Below are 20,825 nucleotides of genomic sequence, written 5' to 3' on the forward strand. Positions count from 1 at the left end.
CTCACCCGGGACGCTCGACGCCGGGCCGAGCGCGCCCGGCCCGGGCCGACACCCCGTCGACCGCGCGGAGTGCCCGGCGCGCACACGCCGCGGCCCCGGACGGAGGCTTCCCGGCCTGCGTCGGGGGCCGCGCGAACCGCTGGGGCATCGCCGCGGGTTCAGACGTCCAGCGACGTCATCACGTGCTTGACCCGCGTGTAGTCGTCGAAGCCGTACGACGACAGGTCCTTGCCGTAACCGGACTTCTTGAAGCCGCCGTGCGGCATCTCGGCGACCAGCGGGATGTGCGTGTTGATCCACACGCAGCCGAAGTCCAGCTTCTTGGACATCCGCATGGCGCGGCCGTGGTCCTTGGTCCACACCGAGGAGGCCAGCGCGTACTCGACGCCGTTGGCCCACTCGACCGCCTGGTCCTCGTCGCGGAAGGACTGGACGGTGATGACCGGGCCGAAGACCTCCTGCTGGATGATCTCGTCGTCCTGCTTGAGGCCGGAGACGACGGTCGGGGCGTAGAAGTAGCCCTGGTCGCCGACCCGGTGGCCGCCCGCCTCGACCTTGGCGTGGGCGGGCAGGCGCTCGATGAACCCGGCGACCTGCTTGAGCTGGTTGGGGTTGTTGAGCGGGCCGTACAGCACGTCCTCGTCGTCCGGGTGACCGGTCCTGGTCTCGGCGGCGGCCTTCGCGAGGGCGGTGACGAACTCGTCGTGGATCGACTCGTGGACCAGCACTCGGGTGGCCGCCGTGCAGTCCTGTCCGGCGTTGAAGTAGCCCGCGACCGAGATGTCCTCGACGGCCTTGGGGATGTCGGTGTCCTCGAAGACCACGACGGGGGCCTTGCCGCCCAGCTCCAGGTGGACGCGCTTGAGGTCCTTCGACGCCGACTCGGCGACCGACATGCCGGCCCGCACGGAGCCGGTGATGGAGGCCATCGCCGGGGTCTCGTGCTCGACCATCAGGCGGCCGGTGTCGCGGTCGCCGCAGACGACGTTGAAGACGCCCCTGGGGACGATCGAGCCGATGATGTCGGCCATCAGGGCCGTGGAGGCGGGGGTGGTGTCCGAGGGCTTGAGGACGACGGTGTTGCCCGCGGCGAGCGCCGGGGCGAACTTCCACACGGCCATCATCATCGGGTAGTTCCACGGCGCGACCTGCGCGCAGACGCCGATCGGCTCGCGGCGCACGAAGGAGGTCAGACCCTCCATGTACTCACCGGCGCCGCGCCCCTCCAGCATCCGCGCCGCACCCGCGAAGAAGCGGATCTGGTCGACCATCGGCGGAATCTCCTCGGAGCGGGTCAGCCCGATGGGCTTGCCCGTGTTCTCCACCTCGGCCGCGATCAGTTCCTCGGCGCGCTCCTCGAACGCGTCCGCGATCTTCAGCAGGGCCTTCTGCCGTTCGGCCGGGGTCGTGTCCCGCCACGCCGGGAAGGCCGCCGCGGCGGCCGCCATCGCGGCGTCCACGTCCGCCTGCCGGGACAGGGGAGCGGTCGCGTACGCCTCGCCCGTGGCGGGGTTGACCACTTCCGTGGTCCGTCCGTCGGCGGCGTCCCGGAACTCACCGTCGACGTAGTTTCGTAGTGTGCGCAGCCGACCCAGCTCGGTACTCACTGCCGGCCCTCCAAGTTCGGGTGTCCAATCACTGAGACACCCACCCTAGACGGAGTTCCGACGTTTTCAACACCCCCACCGGCCCCTGTGTTGCGATATCCGCACATTGAAGCGATTGAAACAACGAATTTCATCGATCGGACCTTGCGAAACTGTCGATACGTCGTGCACAGTGAAGCCGTGGCCAGTCGAAGCGCAGACCAGAAGGACTCCCGCGAGTCCAGGAACGGCGGTCCCCAGTTGGACGCCGTCTCCCTCGCCATCGTCGAGCAGCTCCAGGAGGACGGCCGCCGGCCGTACGCCGCGATCGGCAAGGCCGTCGGCCTGTCGGAGGCGGCCGTGCGCCAGCGTGTCCAGAAGCTGCTCGACCAGGGTGTGATGCAGATCGTCGCCGTCACGGACCCGCTCACCGTGGGCTTCCGGCGTCAGGCGATGGTCGGCGTCAATGTCGAGGGGGACGTGGAGTCCGTCGCCGAGGCGCTGGCGGCCATGTCCGAATGCGAGTACGTGGTGATGACCGCGGGCTCCTTCGACCTGATGGTGGAGGTCGTCTGCGAGGACGACGACCACCTCCTGGAGGTCATCAACCGACGCGTCCGGGCCGTCCCCGGCGTGCGCTCCACCGAGAGCTTCGTCTACCTCAAGCTCAAGAAGCAGACCTATATGTGGGGAACCCGATAATCGTGAGCACCGACAGCCCCAAGGACCTCAGCAGGACCGCCTACGACCACCTGTGGATGCACTTCACCCGCATGTCGTCGTACGAGAACGCCCCCGTCCCCACCATCGTCCGCGGTGAGGGCACCCACATCTACGACGACAAGGGCAGGCGCTACCTCGACGGCCTCGCCGGTCTGTTCGTGGTCCAGGCCGGACACGGCCGCACGGAGCTTGCCGAGGCCGCCGCGAAGCAGGCGCAGGAGCTCGCCTTCTTCCCGGTGTGGTCCTACGCCCACCCCAGGGCCGTCGAGCTGGCCGAGCGCCTCGCGAACGAGGCACCCGGCGACCTCAACAAGGTGTTCTTCACCACGGGCGGCGGCGAGGCGGTCGAGACCGCGTGGAAGCTCGCCAAGCAGTACTTCAAGCTGACCGGCAAGCCGACCAAGTACAAGGTCATCTCCCGCGCGGTGGCCTACCACGGCACCCCGCAGGGCGCTTTGTCCATCACCGGCCTGCCCGCCCTGAAGGCCCCGTTCGAGCCGCTGGTGCCCGGCGCGCACAAGGTGCCGAACACCAACATCTACCGCGCCCCGCTCTTCGGCGACGACCCCGAGGCATTCGGCCGCTGGGCCGCCGACCAGATCGAGCAGCAGATCCTCTTCGAGGGCCCCGAGACGGTCGCCGCGGTGTTCCTGGAGCCGGTGCAGAACGCGGGCGGCTGCTTCCCGCCCCCGGCCGGCTACTTCCAGCGGGTGCGCGAGATCTGCGACCAGTACGACGTGCTGCTCGTCTCGGACGAGGTCATCTGCGCCTTCGGCCGCCTCGGCACGACCTTCGCCTGCGACAAGTTCGGCTACGTCCCGGACATGATCACCTGCGCCAAGGGCATGACCTCGGGCTACTCGCCGATCGGCGCCTGTGTCGTCTCCGACCGCCTGGCCGAGCCGTTCTACAAGGGCGACAACACCTTCCTGCACGGCTACACCTTCGGCGGCCACCCGGTCTCCGCCGCGGTCGGCATCGCCAACCTCGATCTGTTCGAGCGCGAGGGCCTCAACCAGCACGTGCTGGACAACGAGGGCGCCTTCCGCGCCACCCTGGAGAAGCTGCACGACCTGCCGATCGTCGGCGACGTCCGCGGCAACGGCTTCTTCTACGGCATCGAGCTGGTGAAGGACAAGGCAACCAAGGAGTCCTTCAACGAGGAGGAGACCGAGCGCGTCCTGTACGGCTTCCTCTCCAAGAAGCTCTTCGAGAACGGCCTGTACTGCCGTGCCGACGACCGCGGCGACCCGGTCATCCAGCTCGCCCCGCCGCTGATCTCCAACCAGGAGACCTTCGACGAGATCGAGCAGATCCTGCGCGCCACGCTGACGGAGGCGTGGACGAAGCTCTGAGCGCCCGGTCCCGAGCGCTCCGTCCGAGCGCTCCGTTCCGAGTGCTCCGTCCGAGCGCTCCGTCCCGAGCACCCGGCCCTGATCGCCGGTCATCCTGTCCGATGATCATCACGGCCCCGGCGCCGCCCGTTCGAGTGAGACACGGCGGCCCGGGGCCTCGTGCTGTCCGGCCTCCCTCCGGGGACTGCTTAGCGTGCCCAGTGACCGATCGACCCCGTCTTCGTTCCCCCGGAAGGAGGACGTGACGGGGAAATACGGATCAGAACCGAGGTGTACGCCCATGGAGGCCCCGCCGGACAACGACGTGCTCTGGGCCCGCGCCCTGCACTTCAAGCACCACGACGGCTCCCCCGCGCTGCAAGGCGTGTCGCTCGGCGTCCGCGAGGGCGAGATCCTCGCCGTGAGCGGCCCGCGCGGCAGCGGCAAGACCACGCTGCTGCGCTGCCTGTCCGGACTGGTCCGGCCGCAGGACGGCGAGGTGTGGTTCAACAGCGTGCCGGTGCACACCATGGGGTCCCTCAGCCGCGAACGGCTGCGCCGTGACCGCTTCGGCTGGATCGACCCCGCCCCGGCGCTCGTCCCGGAGCTGAACGCCTGGGAGAACGCCGCGCTCCCCCTCATGCTGCGCGGCATCGGCCGGCGCCGGGCCAAGACCGCCGCCCTGGAATGGCTGGACCGCCTCGACGTCGGCGGCAAGGCGCGCAGGCGCCCCAACGAGCTCCAGCAGGCCGAACGGCAGCGCGTCTGCATCGCCCGCGCCCTCGCCGTCGCCCCGGCGGTCCTCTTCGCCGACGAGCCGACGGCCCCCCTGCACCGCGCCGACCGCGCCCATGTCCTGCGGACGCTCACCACGGCCGCCCGCTCGCACGGCATCACCGTCGTGCTCGCCACGCACGACGCGCAGACCGCCGCCCTGGCGGACCGCACGGTGGCGCTGCTGGACGGACGCCGGGTCCGGACCGTGCACCTGCCCCCGCTCGCCGAGACCACGGTGGCCACGGGTGCCGCCGGGACTCCCGGAACGGAAGGCCGGGCGGCGTGCTCGCTCTCCGCCTGACCCGCACCGCCCACCTCGCCGTCCACCTGCGCCGTCTGCTGGTCGCGGCGGCCTCGGCCGGCACGGGCTTCCTGCTGCTGTGCGCCCTCGGACACGCCCTGAGCCACCCGGAGGCGCCCGGTGCCTCCGCCCTCCGCCTGGCCTGGTGCGCGGCTCCCCTCGCCGCCGCGGTGTACCTCGCCGTCGCCGTGGCCCGCACCGATCCCGGTACCCGGCCCCGCTCGGGACTGTCGGCGATCGGTCTGGGGCCGGGCCGGCTGCTGGCCGTCTCGGCGACGACCACGGCCCTGTCCGGCGCGCTCGGTTCGGTGGGGGCCCTGCTCGTCTTCCTGCACCTGCGCGGTGACCTGACCGGTGGCCCGCCCTTCGACGGCGTGGCGGCCGACGCCCTGGCCGTCGGCCAGCCCCTCCCCGCCCCGGCCGCCCTGACGCTGCTGATCCTCGTACCGGCCATCGCGTCGGCCGCGGTGGCCCACACGCTGCGCCCGCGCGAGCCGCGGTCCGCCGCGCCGGCCGCGCCCCGCGGTTACGGCCGCTTCGGCGCGTACGGCTGGGGCAAGGCCCGCGAGACCTTCGGCGCCTACGGCCGCTTCGGTGCCCGCACCGCCGGGCCCGCGGACGGTCGCGCCGCCGGGGCGGCGGACGGGGAAGCCGAGAGCGGCCCCTCCACGGAAGGCGCCCTGCTGACGCGGGCGGGCGACACACGCCCGGCGACGGCGACGGCGACGGCGACGGCAACGGCAACGGCAACGGCAACGGCAACGGACGGCACCACGCGGACGCCGGACGCCCCGCCCGAGCAGGCCCCCCGCACGCAGAACACCAGCGCCCTCCCCTGGGGCGTCGCCGTGATCGCCGCGGGCCTCACCGTCGAGACCTACACCGGCAACGCGGCCACCGCGCCCACCCCCGGCGCCGCCCCCTCCGCCGGTGTCCTGCTCGGCTGGGCCGTCACCGCCCTGGGCCTCGCCCTGGCCGGGCCCGGCCTCACCCACCTGTGCGGCCGCCTGCTCCAGGCCGCCCGTCCCGGCGCCCTGCGCCTCCTGGCCGGCCGCGTCCTCATGGAGGAGTCGCACCGCATCGGCCGCCCCCTCGGCGTCGTGGCCGCAGTGGCCGCCGCGGGTTACGTGGCCAGCACGGTGTACGGCGGTGCCGGGCCGGCCTTCGGCCCGCTGAGCACCCTGGGCGCCCTCCTCGTGGCCGGCTGCGCGGTGGGCACGCTTCTCACCGCGGCCGTCGAGGCCAAGCACGCACGTGCCGACACCACGGACGCCCTGCTGCGGCTGGGTGCGCCCTCGTCGACCCTGCGGGGCGCCGCCGCCGTGCGCGCCGCCGCCCTGCTCGCCCTGTTCGGTCCGCTGACCCTGATCATCGCGGTGCTGGCGGCGCTGCCTCTGTCCCCCTGACTCCGCGCAGGACTTCTCGGAGAAACCCCGCGCACCGCCGATGAGTTTCCGGGTCCTCTTCCGTCTGTCCCTTCGAACGGCACGACAGCGACAGCGCATCCACGGGAGAAGCACCATGTACCAGCAGATGATCTTCCTGAACCTGGCCACCAACGACCTCGACGCCTCCAAGAAGTTCTTCACCGGGCTGGGGTGGGAGAGCAACGCCCGGTTCAGTGACGACTCCACCGTCTCGTTCCCGGTGAGTGAGACCATCGTCGTGATGGTGCACACGCCGCAGAAATACCGCGAGTTCACGAAGAAGGACATCGCGGACTCGACGAAGTCCAGCGAGGTGCTGATCGCGCTGAGCGCCGAGAGCCGCGAGAAGGTCGACGAGCTGGTGGAGAAGGCGGTCGCCGCCGGCGGCTCGATCTCCGGAGAGACCCAGGACCACGGCTTCATGTACGGCCGCGGTTTCGACGACCCCGACGGCCACACCTTCGAGGTCGTGTGGATGGACCCGGCGGCGGTCCAGGGCTGATCCGGGCGCGTGCCTAGCATGGGCGGGTGGAGCCGACACCCGCCCAGTCCAAGGCCCGGTCACAGCACGGGTCACCGTCCCAGTTCCAGTCCCATCACGCCTCCCGCGCCCGGGAGATCGAGAGCCTCGCCGAGTTCGACCGGATCGTCTCGGCGCACGGCACCCTCGCCCATCACCGCGTCCAGGCCGTCGACCTGACGGGTCGTACGGACGCTTTGCTCGCCGCCGACACCACCGGCGCCGTCTTCCTCGGCTGCCCGATGGACCCCGGGGCTGCCGCCCGCGTGCGCGCCGCCGGCGCCCTGGTCTTCCCGCCCATACCGGGTCTGCCCTTCGACCCCTACCGGGGGCACCTCTACTCCCCCGGCGAGCTCTACGCCTCCCTCGACGAGGGCTACGAGGCGACACCTGACGCCCTCGCCTACGACTGGTTCCAGCAGACCAAGGCCGACGGTGACGTGTTCGCCTCCATGCTGCGCGCGATCCACGACGACGCCGTGTCGGACGCGCTGGACGAACTCGTCGCCGGCGCCCGGGTGGTGGGCGTCATGGGCGGTCACGCCATGGCACGCGGCACCGCGCCGTACGCGGGCGCCGCGCGCCTGGGCCGCGAACTGGCCCGCGCGGGACTGACGGTGGCCACGGGCGGCGGTCCTGGCGCCATGGAGGCGGCGAACCTCGGCGCGTACGCCGCCCCGTTCGACGACGGCATGCTGGACGACGCCCTGATGGTGCTCGCCAAGGTCGCCTCGTTCACGCCGTCGGTCACCGACTGGGCGCGGTCCGCGTTCGAGGTGCGCGAACGCTGGCCCCGGGGCGGCGCCTCGATCGGCATTCCGACCTGGTTCTACGGCCACGAGCCGCCCAACGCCTTCGCCGCGCACACCGCCAAGTACTTCGCCAACGCCGTCCGCGAGGACGGCCTGCTGGCCCGCTCCAACGCGGGCGTGGTGTTCCTGCCGGGCGCGGCCGGCACCCTGCAGGAGATCTTCGACAACGCGACGCCCAACTACTACGAGTCGCGGGGCGAGCCCACGCCGATGGTGCTCGTGGACCGGGAGCACTGGACCCGGACCCTGCCGGCGTGGCCGCTGCTGTCGTCGCTCGCCGAGGGGCGGGCGATGGAGTCCCGGATCGCGCTGGTCGACCGGATCGAGGAGGCGCCCGAGGCCCTGAAACGTGCCGGTGGTTAATAAGACGGCAAAGTCAACGCGCTTGACAGGCATATGCGTTGACACTTCTTATGGTCCGCTTATAGACCAGTGAGGCTCGTGGGTGTGCTGATGCCGTGTCATCGAGCGTCAGCACCCTCTTCACCCCCCGCATACACGCTCCCGTAAAGGACAAACGTGGCAGTCCTGTCCATAATCAGCCGCACGGCGTCCCGCCGTAGCGTCCGCGCCCTCGGCGTCGTCGCCGCCTCCGCGGCCCTGGCGCTCAGTGCCTCCGGCAACGCCCTCGCCTGCAACATCAGCGAGTTCTCCGCCGCCGCCAAGTGCGACGGCGAAAAGGGTGTCATCACCGTCACCGACGTGGACCCCTCCGGCGTCCCCGCCACCGTCACCGTCTACCTGCAGAGCAGCGGCGAGAAGGTCGGCGAGCAGACGGTCAAGGGCTCGCGCGACGGCAGCACCATCACCTTCGCCGCGGACTGGAAGCCGGAGGCGGAGTACCGCATCCACGTCAAGGCCGACCGTTACGTCGACGAGGACATCGAGCCGAACCTCGTGACTCCGTCGACCCCCTGCAAGACCGAGGACACGCCGAGCCCGACCCCGTCGGAGAGCTCCTCCACCCCGTCCGACGAGACGGAGACCCCGGCCCCCGAGCCGTCCACGTCGGCCCCCGCGCCGTCGCAGAGCGAGAGCACCGCACCTGCGGCCGTGCCGAACGACAACGCCCCCTCCCCGGCCGCCGGTGAGTCCAACCTCGCCGAGACCGGTGCCAACTCCAACACCGGCATGATCGCCGGTATCGCGGCGGCCCTGGTCGTCGTCGGTGGCGGCGCCGTCTTCTTCGGCCTGCGCCGTCGCGGAGCGAACAGCACCCGCTGACGCCCGCACACCGGTTCGCCCGCAGCGGTGGCCCGCCCCCGACCGGGGGCGGGCCACCGTCGTGTCACCCGGCCGTCGCCTTCTCCGGCCAGGGTGCCGGCGGCTTGCGGTCGCCGGACACCCCGGCTCCCTGGGCGTCCGGACGCCGCCGGACGCCCAGGGACCGGCGGCACCTCCGTGAGCGGCCCGCGCAGGGCCGCGGTCGCCTTCTCGTGAGGTCCCTCCAGGGTCAGGTCCGGGCCCAGGGGCGGCACGGTGGCCGACGGGTCCGCAGCGGAGGCGATCACGCCCCTGAGCGGGCCCAACCGGCGGGGCGATCACCCGAGCACGACGATCTCCGCCGCGTCGAACTCCACCCCGACCGCGTCCCCGGCCTCCGGCGCCTCCCGCAGCCCGCACGCCGCCTCCAGGCGGGGCGCGTCCTCGGGCTGGAGGCGCACGGCGACATGTGTGCCGCGGAAGGTGCGGGCCGTGACGGTGCAGCGCAGGCCCTCGTCGGCGGGGACGACACGGACCCCGGCCGGCCGCACCAGCACCGTCCGCGCGCCCTGCGGGGCGCCCTCGGGGACCGGCACCTTGCCCCACGGGGTGTTCGCCGCCTGCCCGGCGACGGACGCCTCGACCACGTTGTCGAAGCCGAGGAAGCGGGCCACGAACGCGTCCGCCGGCCGCTGCCACACCTCGAGCGGGGTCCCGGACTGGGCGATCCGCCCGTCCCGCATCACCACGACCCGGTCGGCGAGCGCGAAGGCCTCGCCCTGGTCGTGTGTCACGGCGAGCACCGTGGTGCCCAGCCGGCCGAACAGCTCCCGCAGTTCGACCACGAGCCGCTCCCGCAGCGAGCGGTCCAGCTGGCCGAGCGGCTCGTCCAGCATCAGCAGCCGGGGCCGGGGCGCGAGGGCGCGGGCCAGCGCCACCCGCTGCTGCTCACCGCCGGAGAGCGCGGCGACGGACCGGCGGGCGGCGCCCGGCAGGCCGACCAGTTCCAGCAACTCCCCCACCCGGGCCTGCTGCTCGGCACGGGACGCGCCCCGCATCCGCGGCCCGAAAGCGATGTTCCCGGCCACGTCCCGCTGCGGGAACAGCTGGTGGTCCTGGAACATCAGCCCGACCTCACGCCGGTGCGCGGGCACCCCGGACTGGTCCCGCCCGTCGAGCGTCACCCGCCCGGCGTCCAGCGGCTGGAGCCCGGCGACCGCCCGCAGGAGCGTCGACTTGCCGCTGCCGCTCGGCCCCAGCACGCACACCACCTCGTGCTCGGCTACCGCCAGATCGACGTCGTCGAGCACGGCCCGCCCGCCGAAGCGAACGGTCGCGCCCTCAAGGCTCAGCAGCATCCCCGGATCACCCGCAAAGGTAGGCGCATCTCTAGAACTCCCCGCTCCGGTCGGTCCGCAGCCGCTCCAGCACCACCAGGGCCACGGCGCACACCAGCATCAGAATCGTCGAAAGGGCCATCGCCTGGCCGTAGTTCATGTCACCGGGCCGTCCCAGCAGCCGCGCCACGGCGACCGGCAGCGTCGGGTTGTCGGGCCGTGCGATGAACACGGTCGCCCCGAACTCCCCGAGCGACACCGCGAAGGCGAACCCGGCCGCGACCAGCAGCGCACGCCGCACCATCGGCAGGTCCACCTCACGCCACACCCGCCACGGCGACGCGCCCAGCACCGCCGCCGCCTCCCGCAGCCGTCCGTCCACCGCCCGCAGCACCGGCAGCATGGTCCGTACGACGAAGGGGACACCGACCAGCGCCTGTGCGAGCGGCACCAGGACCCAGGACGACCTGAGGTCCAGCGGAGGCTCGTCCAGCGCGATCAGGAAGCCGAACCCGACCGTCACGGCCGACACCCCGAGCGGCAGCATCAGCAGGGCGTCGAACCCGCGCACGTAGCGGCCCGCGTCGCGCCGGGTGAGCGCGGTCGCGGCCAGCGCGCCGATCACCACGGCGATGACGGTGGCGGCGACGGCGTACTGGAGGGAGTTGCCGATCGCCTCGATCGGCGGCACGAGGAAGGCGCCCCCGTCCTCCCGGGTCAGCGCCCGGTAGTAGCCGAAGCCGGACGCGCCCAGCGACCGCTGGACCAGCACCGCGAGCGGCAGCACCAGCAGGAGGGCGATGACGCCCAGGACCCCGGCCAGCAGCGTCCACTGCCCGGCTCCGCGCGGCCGGCGCGCGGTCGTGGCGGCGTCCACCAGCCGCAGGGCCGTCTCCCGGCGCCGTACCGTCCAGGCGTGCACGGCGAGGACGACGGCGACCGCCGCGAACTGGATCAGCGTCAGTACGGCGGCCGTGGACAGGTCGAAGACCTGTGAGGTCTGGCGGTAGATCTCCACCTCAAGCGTGGAGAAGGCGGGCCCGCCGAGGATCTGGACGACGCCGAAGGAGGTGAAGGTGAACAGGAACACCATCAGCGCGGCGGCGGCCACGGCGGGCGCGAGCGCGGGCAGCGTGACCTGCCGCCAGGCCCTGAGCCGTGAGGCGCCGAGCATCCGCGCCGCCTCCTCCTGCCGCGGGTCGAGCTGCGACCAGAGGCCGCCGACGGTGCGGACGACGACGGCGTAGTTGAAGAAGACGTGCGCGAGCAGGATGGCCCACACCGTGGTGTCCAGGCGTACGCCCCACAGCTCGTCCAGCAGCCCGCCGCGCCCGACCAACGCGAGGAACGCCGTCCCCACGACGACCGTCGGCAGTACGAACGGCACGGTCACCACGGCCCGCAGGACCTGTTTGCCGGGGAAGTCGAAGCGGGCGAAGACATACGCGCCGGGCAGCGCGATCAGCAGCGTGAGCGCGGTGGAGGCCAGCGCCTGCCAGGTGGTGAACCACAGCACGTGCCGCACGTCGGACTGCGCGAGCACGTCCCCGATCCGGCCGAGCCGCCAGACGCCGTCGGCCTTCAGACCGCGTGCGACGATCGCGGCGACAGGATAGGCGAAGAACACCGCGAAGAACGCGACGGGCCCGGCCATCAGGGCGAGCCGCACCGCACTCCCCCGACGGCTTCCACGCGGGGCCTTCTTCCTGCCCGGCCCGGTCGCTCCGGTCACTTCAGTACGAGCGAGGTCCACGACTTGACCCACTGGTCGCGGTTGTCGGCGATCTTCGCCGGGTCCAGGGTCTCCGGGTCCTGCGCCTGCGGCCCGAACTTCCGGAACGACTCGGGAACCTGCGCGCCCTCCCGCACCGGGTAGACGAACATGTTCAGCGGCATGTCGTCCTGGAAGGTCTTGCTCAGCATGAAGTCGAGGAGCGCCTTGCCGCCCCCGGGGTTCTCGGCGTTGCTGAGCAGGCCCGCGTACTCGACCTGCCGGAAGCAGGTGCCGTCGGCGACGCCCGTCGGCGCGGTGGCCGGCTGCGGGTCGGCGTAGACGACCTCGGCGGGCGGCGAGGAGGCGTAGGAGACGACGAGCGGACGGTCGCCCTTGGCCTTCTTGCCGCCGGACGACCCGGAGAACTCCTCGTTGTACGCCTGCTCCCAGCCGTCGACGACCTTGACCCCGTTCGCCTTGAGCTTCTTCCAGTAGTCCTGCCAGCCGTCGTCCCCGTACCGGGCGGCGGTGCCGAGCAGGAAGCCGAGGCCGGGCGAGGAGCTGCCCGCGTTCTCGGTGACGAGCAGGTCCTTGTACTCGGGCTCGACCAGGTCGTCGAAGGACTTCGGCGGGGTCAGACCGTGCTTGTCGAAGTACGCCTTGTCGTAGTTGACGCAGATGTCGCCGGTGTCGACGGGAGTGACCCGGTGCTTGTCCTGATCGGCCCGGTACCGGGGCAGGACCAGGTCCAGGCCCTTCGCCTCGTACGGCTGGAACAGCCCGTTGTCGAGCGCGCGGGACAGCAGCGTGTTGTCGACGCCGAAGAAGACGTCGCCCTGCGGGTTGTCCTTGGTGAGGATGGCCTTGTTGACGGCCTGCCCGGCGTCGCCGTCCTCCAGGACCTTGACCTTGTAGCCGGAGTTCTTCTCGAAGGCGGCGATGACGTCCTTCGACACGGCCCACGAGTCGTGACTGACGAGGGTCACGGTCCTGGAGTCCCCGGAGCCGTGCCCGGTGTCGTCGGACGACGATCCGCAGGCGGCCAGGGTGCCGACCATACCGAGGCCGACGGCGAGGACACTGACCTTCTTGGTGATGCTCACTGATTCCTCCTGGGTGACCAGGAGAAGACGCGGCCCCGCCCGAAACCCCTGGTGAGGGTCACGGGCAGGGCGCAGCAGCTCGAGTGATGACCGATCTCCCTACCCAGAATGACCTGGGCCAGGTTCGGAGGGTCTGCGGCCGGTTGCCGCACTCTCAGCGCTGTGGCGCTCCCCTGTCGGAATATGAAGATGTACTGACGTATGAAGATATGGCGACTATGACGATGTGCCGACTGTGAAGGTGTACTGCCGCCGGTCAGGTTACCGCTCGCTCGCGGCGAGCTGACCACACGCCCCGTCGATCTCCTGCCCACGGGTGTCCCGGATCGTCACCGGCACACCGTGCGCCGCGATCGCCTCCACGAACGCCTTCTCGTCCTCGGGCCGCGAGGCGGTCCACTTGGAGCCCGGCGTGGGGTTGAGCGGGATGAGGTTGACGTGCACGGGCTTGCCCCTGAGCAGCCGCCCGAGACGGTCGCCGCGCCAGGCCTGGTCGTTGATGTCGCGGATCAGCGCGTACTCGATGGACAGCCGGCGCCCGGACTTCGCCGCGTACTCGAAGCCGGCGTCCAGCACCTCGCGGACCTTCCACCGCGTGTTGACGGGGACGAGGGTGTCGCGCAGCTCGTCGTCCGGCGCGTGCAGCGAGATGGCGAGGCGGCACCTGAAGCCCTCGTCGGCGAAGCGGTGGACCGCGGGGACGAGGCCGACCGTGGAGACGGTGATGCCGCGCTGGGAGAGCCCCAGGCCGTCCGGCTCGGGGTCGGTGAGCCGACGGATGGAGCCGGTGACGCGGTTGTAGTTGGCGAGGGGCTCGCCCATGCCCATGAAGACGATGTTGCTGAGCCGCGCGGGCCCGCCCGGGACCTCGCCGTCCCTGAGCGCCCGCATGCCGTCCACGATCTGGTGCACGATCTCGGCGGTCGACAGGTTCCGGTCAAGGCCGGCCTGGCCGGTGGCGCAGAACGGGCAGTTCATGCCGCAGCCGGCCTGGGAGCTGATGCACATGGTCACCCGGTCCGGGTAGCGCATGAGGACGGACTCGACGAGCGTCCCGTCGAACAGCTTCCACAGCGTCTTGCGCGTGGTCCCCTCGTCGGTCGACAGATGCCGCACGACCCTCATCAGCTCGGGCAGCAGCGCCTCCCTGAGCCCCTGGCGCGAGCCGGCCGGGATGTCCGTCCACTGCTCGGGGTCGTGCGCGTACCGCGCGAAGTAGTGCTGCGAGAGCTGCTTCGCACGAAACGGCTTCTCACCGATCGCGGCGACAGCCTCCTTGCGCTCGGCGGGCGTGAGGTCGGCGAGATGCCGCGGCGGCTTCTTGGCTCCGCGGGGGGCGACGAATGTGAGTTCTCCGGGCTTAGGCATGGCTGTACCAGTGTCGCAGATCCGGACGGGTGGCCCGGAGCGGCTCGGAACAGGCCGGCGACCAGGGCGACGGCCGTGGTGACGTACTGCTTCGTGCGGTGCCGGCGACCGCGGTAGCGGCGTGCCCTGCGTCGGCCCGCCTGGTCGAGCGGTGCCTCGCACCACACGCAGGACAGGTCGCCGTGGTGTCCGCCGTCGTCTCCCCGCCTCGCCTGCGCCATGCCGGAACCGTAGAGGATCACCGGGCAGCGGCATAAGGGAACGGCCTCCGCCCTGTCGAGGCGGAGGCCGTTCACCGGAGCCGTTCCGGGTCACCCGGACCCGACGAAGACCACCAGCAGCAGCCACACCACCGGTGCCGTCGGCAGCAGGGAGTCCAGGCGGTCCATGATGCCGCCGTGGCCCGGCAGGAGGGTGCCCATGTCCTTGATGCCTAGGTCGCGCTTGATCATGGACTCGCCGAGGTCGCCCAGGGTGGCGCTGACGGCGACCGCGAGGCCGAGCAGCAGGCCCTGCCACCAGCTGCCGTCGTCGATCAGGAACTGCATGCACAGCGCGCCCGCCGCCATCGCGAAGCCCACCCCTCCCAGCAGCCCCTCACGGGTCTTGCCGGGGCTGATGCGCGGGGCGAGCTTCGTCCTGCCGAAGCGCCAGCCGACGGCGTAGGCCCCGGTGTCGCTGACGACCGTCAGTATCAGGAAGACCAGGACGCGCCAGGCACCGTCGTCCGCCATCAGCATCATGGCGACGAACGTGGCCAGGAACGGCACGTAGAACGCGGCGAACAGGCCCGCCGTGACGTCCCTGAGATAGCCCTCGGGCGGCTCGGTCATCCGCCACACGAAGATCGCGAGCGCCGTGAGCGCCATGGCGACCCACGCGCCCTCGGCGCCCCGCGCGTAACCGGCGACCACCATCGCCGCGCCGCCGATCGCGAGCGGCACAAGGGGAGCCTTGATGCCCTTGCGCTCCTCCAGCCGCCTGGTCAGCTCCCACAGACCCACCACGACGGCGACCGCGATCACGCCGACGAAGACGGCCTTGACGACGAACAGCGACGCGACGACCACCGCGCCGAGCCCGACACCGACCCCTATCGCGGCACCCAGGTCGCGCCCCGCGCTCTTCTTCTGCGGCGACGGCCGGGACTGCGCCGGCTGCGGGGCGTCGGACATGGGCTCCGGATTCTGCGGCACCGCCGCATACGGCTGCGCCGACGGATTCTGGTCGCGATACGGCTCGTCGCGAGCGGGCCGGTCGTGGGACGGCTCGTCCCGGAACAGGGGACCGCCCAGCCGAGCGGTCCCCTGGTCGTCGTCCTGGTCTCCGCCGTGTTCGGGTACGTCGGGCACGATGGGCATGGGGCGAGTCTGCTGCGCGTAGGGCGCATCATAGGCGGGACCCGCCGGGGCAGTGCCGTGGACAGGTCCCTGGTCGGACGGCCCCCAGTACCCGGCTTGTGGCGGCGCTCCCCAGGAAGAGTCGTTCATCAGACCTCGAGCAGCTCCGCTTCCTTGTGCTTCAGGAGCTCGTCCACCTGTGCGACGTACTTGGCGGTGGTGTCGTCGAGCTCCTTCTCCCCGCGGCGGCCCTCGTCCTCGCCGACCTCGCCGTCCTTGACCATCTTGTCGATGGCGTCCTTGGCCTTGCGGCGCACGGAGCGGATCGAGACCTTGGCGTCCTCGCCCTTGGCCTTGGCGACCTTGATGTACTCGCGGCGGCGCTCCTCGGTGAGCTCCGGGAACACCACCCGGATGATGTTGCCGTCGTTGCTCGGGTTGACGCCCAGGTCGGAGTCGCGGATCGCCTGCTCGATGTTGCGCAGGGCGCTCTTGTCGAAGGGGGTCACCACGGCCATGCGCGGCTCGGGCACGGAGAACGAGGCCAACTGGTTGATCGGCGTCAGCGCACCGTAGTAGTCGGCCACGATCTTGTTGAACATCGCCGGGTGCGCACGGCCGGTGCGGATCGCGGCGAAGTCCTCCTTGGCGACCACGACGGCCTTCTCCATCTTCTCCTCGGCCTCGAGGAGGGTCTCTTCGATCACCACTTGCTCCTGCGTGTCTTGAGTAGGCCCGACTGCGGTTCCCTGACGGGGCCGACGGCCGGCTGCGTCGCGTTCTTCCTGCACGGTTCCCGACCGGTGGGACATTGTCCATCCCCCGGCCCGGCCCCGTCCCGTCCGTCCCCCGGACAGGTGGCGTCCGCGGACGGGGGGGGTGTTCTCCGGTCAGTCCCGGCTGTCTTGGTCACCCACAAGCGTGCCGATCTTCTCACCCTTGACGGCGCGGGCGATATTGCCCTCCTTCAGCAGCTCGAAGACCACGATCGGGAGGCTGTTGTCGCGGCAGAGCGTGACGGCCGTGGCGTCGGCGACCTTCAGGTTCCGGGTGATGACCTCGCCGTAGCCGAGCGCGTCGAACTTCACGGCGTCCGGGTTGGTCTTCGGGTCGGAGTCGTAGACCCCGTCCACGCCGTTCTTGCCCATCAGCAGGGCCTCGGCGTCGATCTCGAGGGCGCGCTGGGCCGCGGTGGTGTCGGTGGAGAAGTAGGGCATGCCCATGCCGGCGCCGAAGATGACCACGCGGCCCTTCTCCAGATGGCGCACGGCGCGCAGCGGGATGTACGGCTCGGCGACCTGGCCCATGGTGATGGCGGTCTGCACGCGGCAGTCGACGCCCTCCTTCTCCAGGAAGTCCTGGAGGGCCAGGCAGTTCATCACGGTGCCGAGCATGCCCATGTAGTCGGAGCGGGCGCGGTCCATGCCGCGCACCTGCAGTTCGGCACCACGGAAGAAGTTGCCGCCGCCGATGACGATCGCGATCTGCGCGCCGTCCCGGACGACGGCCGCGATCTCGCGGGCGATGGCGTGCACCACGTCGGGGTCGACGCCCAGGCCCCCACCGCCGGAGAAGGCCTCTCCGGACAGCTTCAGCATGAAGCGGCCGCGTCCTTTGCCGTCGTCGCTCTTCTCGGCCTTGGTGGTGGTCATGGAGATCTCGCCTCTTCTACGTGGGTCACACACACGAAGAAGGCCACTGCCGGTGGGGGCGTGTTTCGCATCCCGTACTCGGCAATGGCCTCCTCGTCAGATCTGCTGTCGTCCGCCGCCACGCGCGCGTACGCGACGGCACACGCGAACGGCGCCGACGACTGCTGTCGACCCTACCGGGGTCGTGCGTCCGTCGCGGTACGGACTCAGATGCCGACCTTGATGCGCGAGAAGCGCTTCAGGCTGACACCGGCCTCTTCCAGCACCTTCTGGACGGACTTCTTGTTGTCCAGGGCGTAGGGCTGGCCGAGCAGGGTGGCGTCCTTGAAGAAGCCGTTGAGGCGACCCTCGACGATCTTCGGCAGGGCGGCCTCGGGCTTGCCCTCGGCGCGGGTGGTCTCCTCGGCGACGCGGCGCTCGGACTCGACGACCTCGGCCGGGACGTCGTCCTTGGAGAGGTACTTCGGCGCGAAGGCGGCGATGTGCTGGGCGACGCCCTTGGCGATCTCGGCGTTGGGCTTGTCCAGCTCGACGAGGACACCGATCTGCGGGGGCAGGTCGGGCATCGTGCGGTGCATGTACGCCGTCACGAAGCCGCCGGAGAACTGCGCGAAGCGGTCCAGGACGATCTTCTCGCCGAGGTTGGCGTTGGCCTCGTCCACGTACGCCTGGACGGTCTTGCCGGGCTCGATCTCGGAGGCGAGCAGGGCCTCGAGGTCGGCCGGGGCGGCCTTGGCGACGTGCTCGGCGATGGTGGTGGCGACGTTCTGGAACTTGTCGCCCTTGGCGACGAAGTCCGTCTCGCACTTCAGCTCGACGAGGACACCCGAGGTGTTGTCGTCGGCGATGAGCGAGACGACGGCGCCGTTCTCGGCAGAGCGGCCCTCGCGCTTGGCGACGCCCTTCTGGCCCTTGATGCGGAGCGCCTCGACGGCCTTCTCGACGTTGCCCTCGGCCTCGTCCAGCGCCTTCTTGCAGTCCATCATGCCGGCGCCGGTGAGCTCACGGAGCTTCTTGACGTCGGCGGCGGTGTAGTTCGCCATGATTGCGGAATCTCTCTCGAAGTCTGAAGATCTACGGGCCGGACGGCGGGGGCTTCGTGGGCCCCCGCCGTCCAGAACCCGAAGGTGGTGAGGGTCAGGCCTGCTCGGCGTCCGCGGCCGGGGCCTCGGCGGCGGGCGCCTCGGCGGGGGTGGCCTCGGCAGCCTCAGCGGGGGTGGCCTCGGCAGCCTCAGCGGCGGGGGCCTCGGCAGCCGGGGCGGCCTCGGCGACAGGAGCCTCGGCGGGCTTCTCGGCGGCCTCGGCGTCGTCCTTCTTCTCGGCCTTCTCGCCCTCGAGCAGGTCGCGCTCCCACTCGGCGAGCGGCTCGCCGGCGGCCTTCTCGCCCTTGGCGCCGCCGGCGGCACCGGAACGGGCGATGAGGCCCTCGGCGACGGCGTCGGCGATCACGCGGGTGAGCAGGGTGACGGAGCGGATCGCGTCGTCGTTGCCCGGGATCTTGTAGTCGACCTCGTCGGGGTCACAGTTGGTGTCGAGGATGGCGACGACCGGGATGTTGAGCTTCCGGGCCTCGCCGACCGCGATGTGCTCCTTCTTGGTGTCCACGATCCAGACGGCGCTGGGCACCTTGGACATCTCGCGGATACCGCCGAGGGTCTTCTCCAGCTTGGCCTTCTCGCGGGAGAGGACCAGCAGCTCCTTCTTGGTGAGGCCGGAGGCGGCCACGTCCTCGAAGTCGATCTGCTCGAGCTCCTTCAGGCGCTGCAGGCGCTTGTAGACGGTCGAGAAGTTGGTGAGCATGCCGCCCAGCCAGCGCTGGTTGACGTAGGGCATGCCGACGCGGGTGGCCTGCTCGGCGATGGCCTCCTGCGCCTGCTTCTTCGTGCCGACGAACATGACCGTGCCGCCGTGGGCGACGGTCTCCTTGACGAACTCGTAGGCGCGGTCGATGTACGACAGCGACTGGAGCAGGTCGATGATGTAGATGCCGTTGCGCTCGGTGAAGATGAAGCGCTTCATCTTCGGGTTCCAACGGCGGGTCTGGTGACCGAAGTGGACGCCGCTTTCCAGCAGCTCCCGCATCGTGACGACGGCCATGGCCGCATCTCCTTGATTTTCTCGGTTGTGCCGCGGAAGCCGGACGGCTCCCGCGCCTGACGCCCGCGATGCGCCGTGCCACAAGGGACCGAGGGGCGCTGACACCAGCCGTGGGAGGCCTCGTGTCGGGGCGTGCGAAGTCGACCCGGTGACCCGGATCGCCACCAGAAGTGTACGGGACCCGCGGGGCGCCGGGTGACGCGGCTGTCCACAATCGGAGCGCGGTCCACAGGGCCGGGCGGCGAACGGTCCCGGTGCGGGACGGTGTGCCCATGCGAACGAGTCGATGTGTGGGCGCGTGCACCTGGCTGGTACTCCTGCTGACCGTCCTGGCCCCGGGGCCGCCGCGCCCGGTTCCGGCGGCGGCCACTGCTGCGGCCGCCGTGCGGGGGATGCCGGCGGGGCGGGCGGCGGCCGCCGGTCGGGGCGCCCCGGACCCGCTGGTACCCGCGGTGGCCCGTCATTGGCCGGTCGGCGTCCGGCCCGCGGTACTGCGGGGCTGGGAGCCCCCGGCGACTCCGTACGGCCCCGGTCACCGCGGCGTGGACCTCGCGGCGGCGGGCGGGGCCCCGGTACGGGCGGTGGCCCCGGGCCGGGTGTCGTTCGCGGGAAGGGTCGCCGGACGGGGCGTCGTCTCGCTGGAGCTGACGGGGACGGGGACGGGTGAGCCTCCCCTGCGGACGACGTACGAGCCCGTCGAGGCGGCGGTGCAGGAGGGTGACGAGGTGGCGGCGGGCGAGATGCTCGGCACGGTGGAGGCGACGGGCTCCCACTGCACGGCCTGCCTGCACTGGGGGCTGCTGCGGGGCCAGGTCTATCTGAACCCGCTGTCCGTGCTCCCGCCGTGGCTGCTGTACGCGGGACCGTCGAGGCTGCTGCCGGTCCTGGGAGTTCCGTCGCCCGGACGCGCGGCGATCAGCCCCGCACGCCCCGCAACGCCATGGAGACCGCCGCCCGCGTGATGGCCGCCGGCTCCTCCGCCGCGCCCAGCTCGATCCGCCGCACGGCCGCGTCCACGACACCCTGGAGCAGCGTCGCCGCCAGCCGCGGCTGTCCGTGCCCCATCTCCCCCAGCGCCTCGACGATCATCGTGATCAGGCCACCGTGCGCCGCCCGGATCTTCTCCCGCGCGCCGGCGTCCAGCTCGCTGGCGGAGATGGCGACGACGGCCCGGTGCCGCCGGTCCCCGACCAGGTCGAGCTGCGTGCGCACATACGCCTCGACCTTGGCCTCGGGGGTCGCCCCGCGTTCCATCGCCGCCTCGACCTCCGCGGCCCAGACGGGGAAGTCGACGGCACACAGCTCCTCGACCACGGCCGCCCGCGACCGGAAGTACTCGTAGACGGACGACCGGGCAAGACCCGTCCGTTCGGCGAGGGCGGGGAAGGTCAGCGCCTCCGTTCCGCCGTCGGACAGCAGGGAGCGTGCCGCGTCCAGCAGGGCGGCACGCTGCATCGACCGGTGCTCGGCCACGGAGGCCGCTCGAATCCTTGGCACGTCACCACTTTACGGACGCGGCACCCCGCGCGGG

At 71.4% G+C, this 20,825-nt stretch carries 19 protein-coding genes and 1 riboswitch; of the genes, 8 read left to right on the forward strand and 11 right to left on the reverse strand.

The window, feature by feature from the left end; genetic code table 11:
• Positions 1 to 158 precede the first annotated feature (158 nt).
• On the reverse strand, positions 159 to 1,607 hold the full coding sequence (locus ACGFYH_RS14010; protein WP_393803378.1) for a gamma-aminobutyraldehyde dehydrogenase: 1,449 nt from the start codon (positions 1,605 to 1,607) through the stop codon (positions 159 to 161).
• Between the two features lie 165 nt (positions 1,608 to 1,772).
• Between ACGFYH_RS14010 and ACGFYH_RS14015 the strand changes: the two genes are divergently transcribed.
• The 7 genes from ACGFYH_RS14015 to ACGFYH_RS14045 all read left to right on the forward strand — a co-directional run bounded on the left by ACGFYH_RS14015 (position 1,773) and on the right by ACGFYH_RS14045 (position 8,704).
• The gene (locus tag ACGFYH_RS14015; protein ID WP_104632522.1) at positions 1,773 to 2,288 is read left to right on the forward strand and encodes an Lrp/AsnC family transcriptional regulator; all 516 of its coding nucleotides are present in this window, start codon (positions 1,773 to 1,775) and stop codon (positions 2,286 to 2,288) included.
• 2 nt (positions 2,289 to 2,290) lie between these two features.
• Positions 2,291 to 3,664, forward strand: coding sequence for an aspartate aminotransferase family protein (locus tag ACGFYH_RS14020; RefSeq protein ID WP_393803379.1), 1,374 nt, complete (start codon positions 2,291 to 2,293; stop codon positions 3,662 to 3,664).
• Positions 3,665 to 3,944: 280 nt separating this feature from the next.
• The gene (locus ACGFYH_RS14025; protein WP_393803380.1) at positions 3,945 to 4,721 is read left to right on the forward strand and encodes an ABC transporter ATP-binding protein; all 777 of its coding nucleotides are present in this window, start codon (positions 3,945 to 3,947) and stop codon (positions 4,719 to 4,721) included.
• On the forward strand, positions 4,703 to 6,127 hold the full coding sequence (locus ACGFYH_RS14030; RefSeq protein ID WP_393803381.1) for a hypothetical protein: 1,425 nt from the start codon (positions 4,703 to 4,705) through the stop codon (positions 6,125 to 6,127). The genes ACGFYH_RS14025 and ACGFYH_RS14030 overlap by 19 nt, the downstream gene beginning before the upstream one ends.
• Positions 6,128 to 6,242: 115 nt before the next feature.
• The gene (locus ACGFYH_RS14035) at positions 6,243 to 6,650 is read left to right on the forward strand and encodes a VOC family protein (RefSeq protein WP_393803382.1); all 408 of its coding nucleotides are present in this window, start codon (positions 6,243 to 6,245) and stop codon (positions 6,648 to 6,650) included.
• Between the two features lie 116 nt (positions 6,651 to 6,766).
• Positions 6,767 to 7,843 carry an LOG family protein gene (locus ACGFYH_RS14040; protein WP_393803533.1) on the forward strand — a complete coding sequence of 359 codons (1,077 nt, stop codon included), beginning with the start codon at positions 6,767 to 6,769 and terminating at the stop codon, positions 7,841 to 7,843.
• A gap of 156 nt (positions 7,844 to 7,999) precedes the next feature.
• A complete protein-coding gene (locus ACGFYH_RS14045; protein WP_393803383.1) occupies positions 8,000 to 8,704 on the forward strand; it encodes an LAETG motif-containing sortase-dependent surface protein in 705 nt (234 codons plus the stop codon).
• Between the two features lie 317 nt (positions 8,705 to 9,021).
• Here the strand turns inward: ACGFYH_RS14045 and ACGFYH_RS14050 are convergent, their stop codons facing one another.
• From ACGFYH_RS14050 to rpsB, 9 genes are all read right to left on the reverse strand, one after another.
• Entirely contained in the window at positions 9,022 to 10,041 is a 1,020-nt protein-coding gene (locus ACGFYH_RS14050) for an ABC transporter ATP-binding protein (RefSeq protein ID WP_393803384.1), read from the reverse strand.
• A gap of 31 nt (positions 10,042 to 10,072) precedes the next feature.
• Positions 10,073 to 11,773 carry an ABC transporter permease gene (locus tag ACGFYH_RS14055; protein ID WP_393803385.1) on the reverse strand — a complete coding sequence of 567 codons (1,701 nt, stop codon included), beginning with the start codon at positions 11,771 to 11,773 and terminating at the stop codon, positions 10,073 to 10,075.
• On the reverse strand, positions 11,749 to 12,837 hold the full coding sequence (locus tag ACGFYH_RS14060; protein WP_393803386.1) for a thiamine ABC transporter substrate binding subunit: 1,089 nt from the start codon (positions 12,835 to 12,837) through the stop codon (positions 11,749 to 11,751). Before ACGFYH_RS14060 ends, ACGFYH_RS14055 begins: the two co-directional genes overlap by 25 nt.
• A gap of 78 nt (positions 12,838 to 12,915) precedes the next feature.
• A riboswitch (TPP riboswitch) is annotated at positions 12,916 to 13,022 on the reverse strand.
• Positions 13,023 to 13,098: 76 nt separating this feature from the next.
• Entirely contained in the window at positions 13,099 to 14,205 is a 1,107-nt protein-coding gene (gene rlmN / locus ACGFYH_RS14065; protein ID WP_393803387.1) for a 23S rRNA (adenine(2503)-C(2))-methyltransferase RlmN, read from the reverse strand.
• A gap of 311 nt (positions 14,206 to 14,516) precedes the next feature.
• Positions 14,517 to 15,695: a phosphatidate cytidylyltransferase gene (locus tag ACGFYH_RS14070; protein WP_393803388.1), complete on the reverse strand. Its 1,179-nt coding sequence runs from the start codon at positions 15,693 to 15,695 to the stop codon at positions 14,517 to 14,519.
• Entirely contained in the window at positions 15,695 to 16,252 is a 558-nt protein-coding gene (gene frr, locus ACGFYH_RS14075) for a ribosome recycling factor (RefSeq protein ID WP_393803389.1), read from the reverse strand. The genes ACGFYH_RS14070 and frr overlap by 1 nt, the downstream gene beginning before the upstream one ends.
• 183 nt (positions 16,253 to 16,435) lie before the next feature.
• Positions 16,436 to 17,197, reverse strand: coding sequence for a UMP kinase (gene pyrH, locus ACGFYH_RS14080; protein ID WP_393803390.1), 762 nt, complete (start codon positions 17,195 to 17,197; stop codon positions 16,436 to 16,438).
• A gap of 206 nt (positions 17,198 to 17,403) precedes the next feature.
• A complete protein-coding gene (tsf, locus tag ACGFYH_RS14085; RefSeq protein ID WP_393803391.1) occupies positions 17,404 to 18,240 on the reverse strand; it encodes a translation elongation factor Ts in 837 nt (278 codons plus the stop codon).
• A gap of 94 nt (positions 18,241 to 18,334) precedes the next feature.
• Entirely contained in the window at positions 18,335 to 19,294 is a 960-nt protein-coding gene (gene rpsB / locus ACGFYH_RS14090) for a 30S ribosomal protein S2 (RefSeq protein ID WP_393803392.1), read from the reverse strand.
• Positions 19,295 to 19,566: 272 nt separating this feature from the next.
• On the opposite strand from rpsB, the gene ACGFYH_RS14095 reads away from it, so the two are divergent.
• Positions 19,567 to 20,256, forward strand: a complete 690-nt coding sequence (locus ACGFYH_RS14095; protein WP_393803393.1) for a murein hydrolase activator EnvC family protein — start codon at positions 19,567 to 19,569, stop codon at positions 20,254 to 20,256.
• On the opposite strand, the gene ACGFYH_RS14100 is transcribed toward ACGFYH_RS14095, so the two are convergent.
• Positions 20,210 to 20,767 (reverse strand): TetR/AcrR family transcriptional regulator, encoded by a 558-nt coding sequence (locus ACGFYH_RS14100; protein ID WP_393803534.1) that lies wholly within the window; start codon positions 20,765 to 20,767, stop codon positions 20,210 to 20,212. The genes ACGFYH_RS14095 and ACGFYH_RS14100 overlap by 47 nt on opposite strands.
• Positions 20,768 to 20,825 lie beyond the last annotated feature (58 nt).

The sequence above is a fragment of the Streptomyces sp. NPDC048392 genome, assembly GCF_043200575.1.
Classification (GTDB): domain Bacteria; phylum Actinomycetota; class Actinomycetes; order Streptomycetales; family Streptomycetaceae; genus Streptomyces.

Excerpts from the sequence above, each read along its gene's own strand:
- ACGFYH_RS14025 (WP_393803380.1), top strand. The coding sequence starts at position 3,945 with ATGGAGGCCCCGCCGGACAACGACGTGCTCTGGGCCCGCGCCCTGCAC.
- ACGFYH_RS14035 (WP_393803382.1), top strand. The coding sequence starts at position 6,243 with ATGTACCAGCAGATGATCTTCCTGAACCTGGCCACCAACGACCTCGAC.
- ACGFYH_RS14050 (WP_393803384.1), bottom strand. The coding sequence starts at position 10,041 with ATGCTGCTGAGCCTTGAGGGCGCGACCGTTCGCTTCGGCGGGCGGGCC.
- rlmN (WP_393803387.1), bottom strand. The coding sequence starts at position 14,205 with ATGCCTAAGCCCGGAGAACTCACATTCGTCGCCCCCCGCGGAGCCAAG.
- ACGFYH_RS14070 (WP_393803388.1), bottom strand. The coding sequence starts at position 15,695 with ATGAACGACTCTTCCTGGGGAGCGCCGCCACAAGCCGGGTACTGGGGG.
- pyrH (WP_393803390.1), bottom strand. The coding sequence starts at position 17,197 with ATGACCACCACCAAGGCCGAGAAGAGCGACGACGGCAAAGGACGCGGC.
- tsf (WP_393803391.1), bottom strand. The coding sequence starts at position 18,240 with ATGGCGAACTACACCGCCGCCGACGTCAAGAAGCTCCGTGAGCTCACC.
- rpsB (WP_393803392.1), bottom strand. The coding sequence starts at position 19,294 with ATGGCCGTCGTCACGATGCGGGAGCTGCTGGAAAGCGGCGTCCACTTC.
- ACGFYH_RS14095 (WP_393803393.1), top strand. The coding sequence starts at position 19,567 with ATGCGAACGAGTCGATGTGTGGGCGCGTGCACCTGGCTGGTACTCCTG.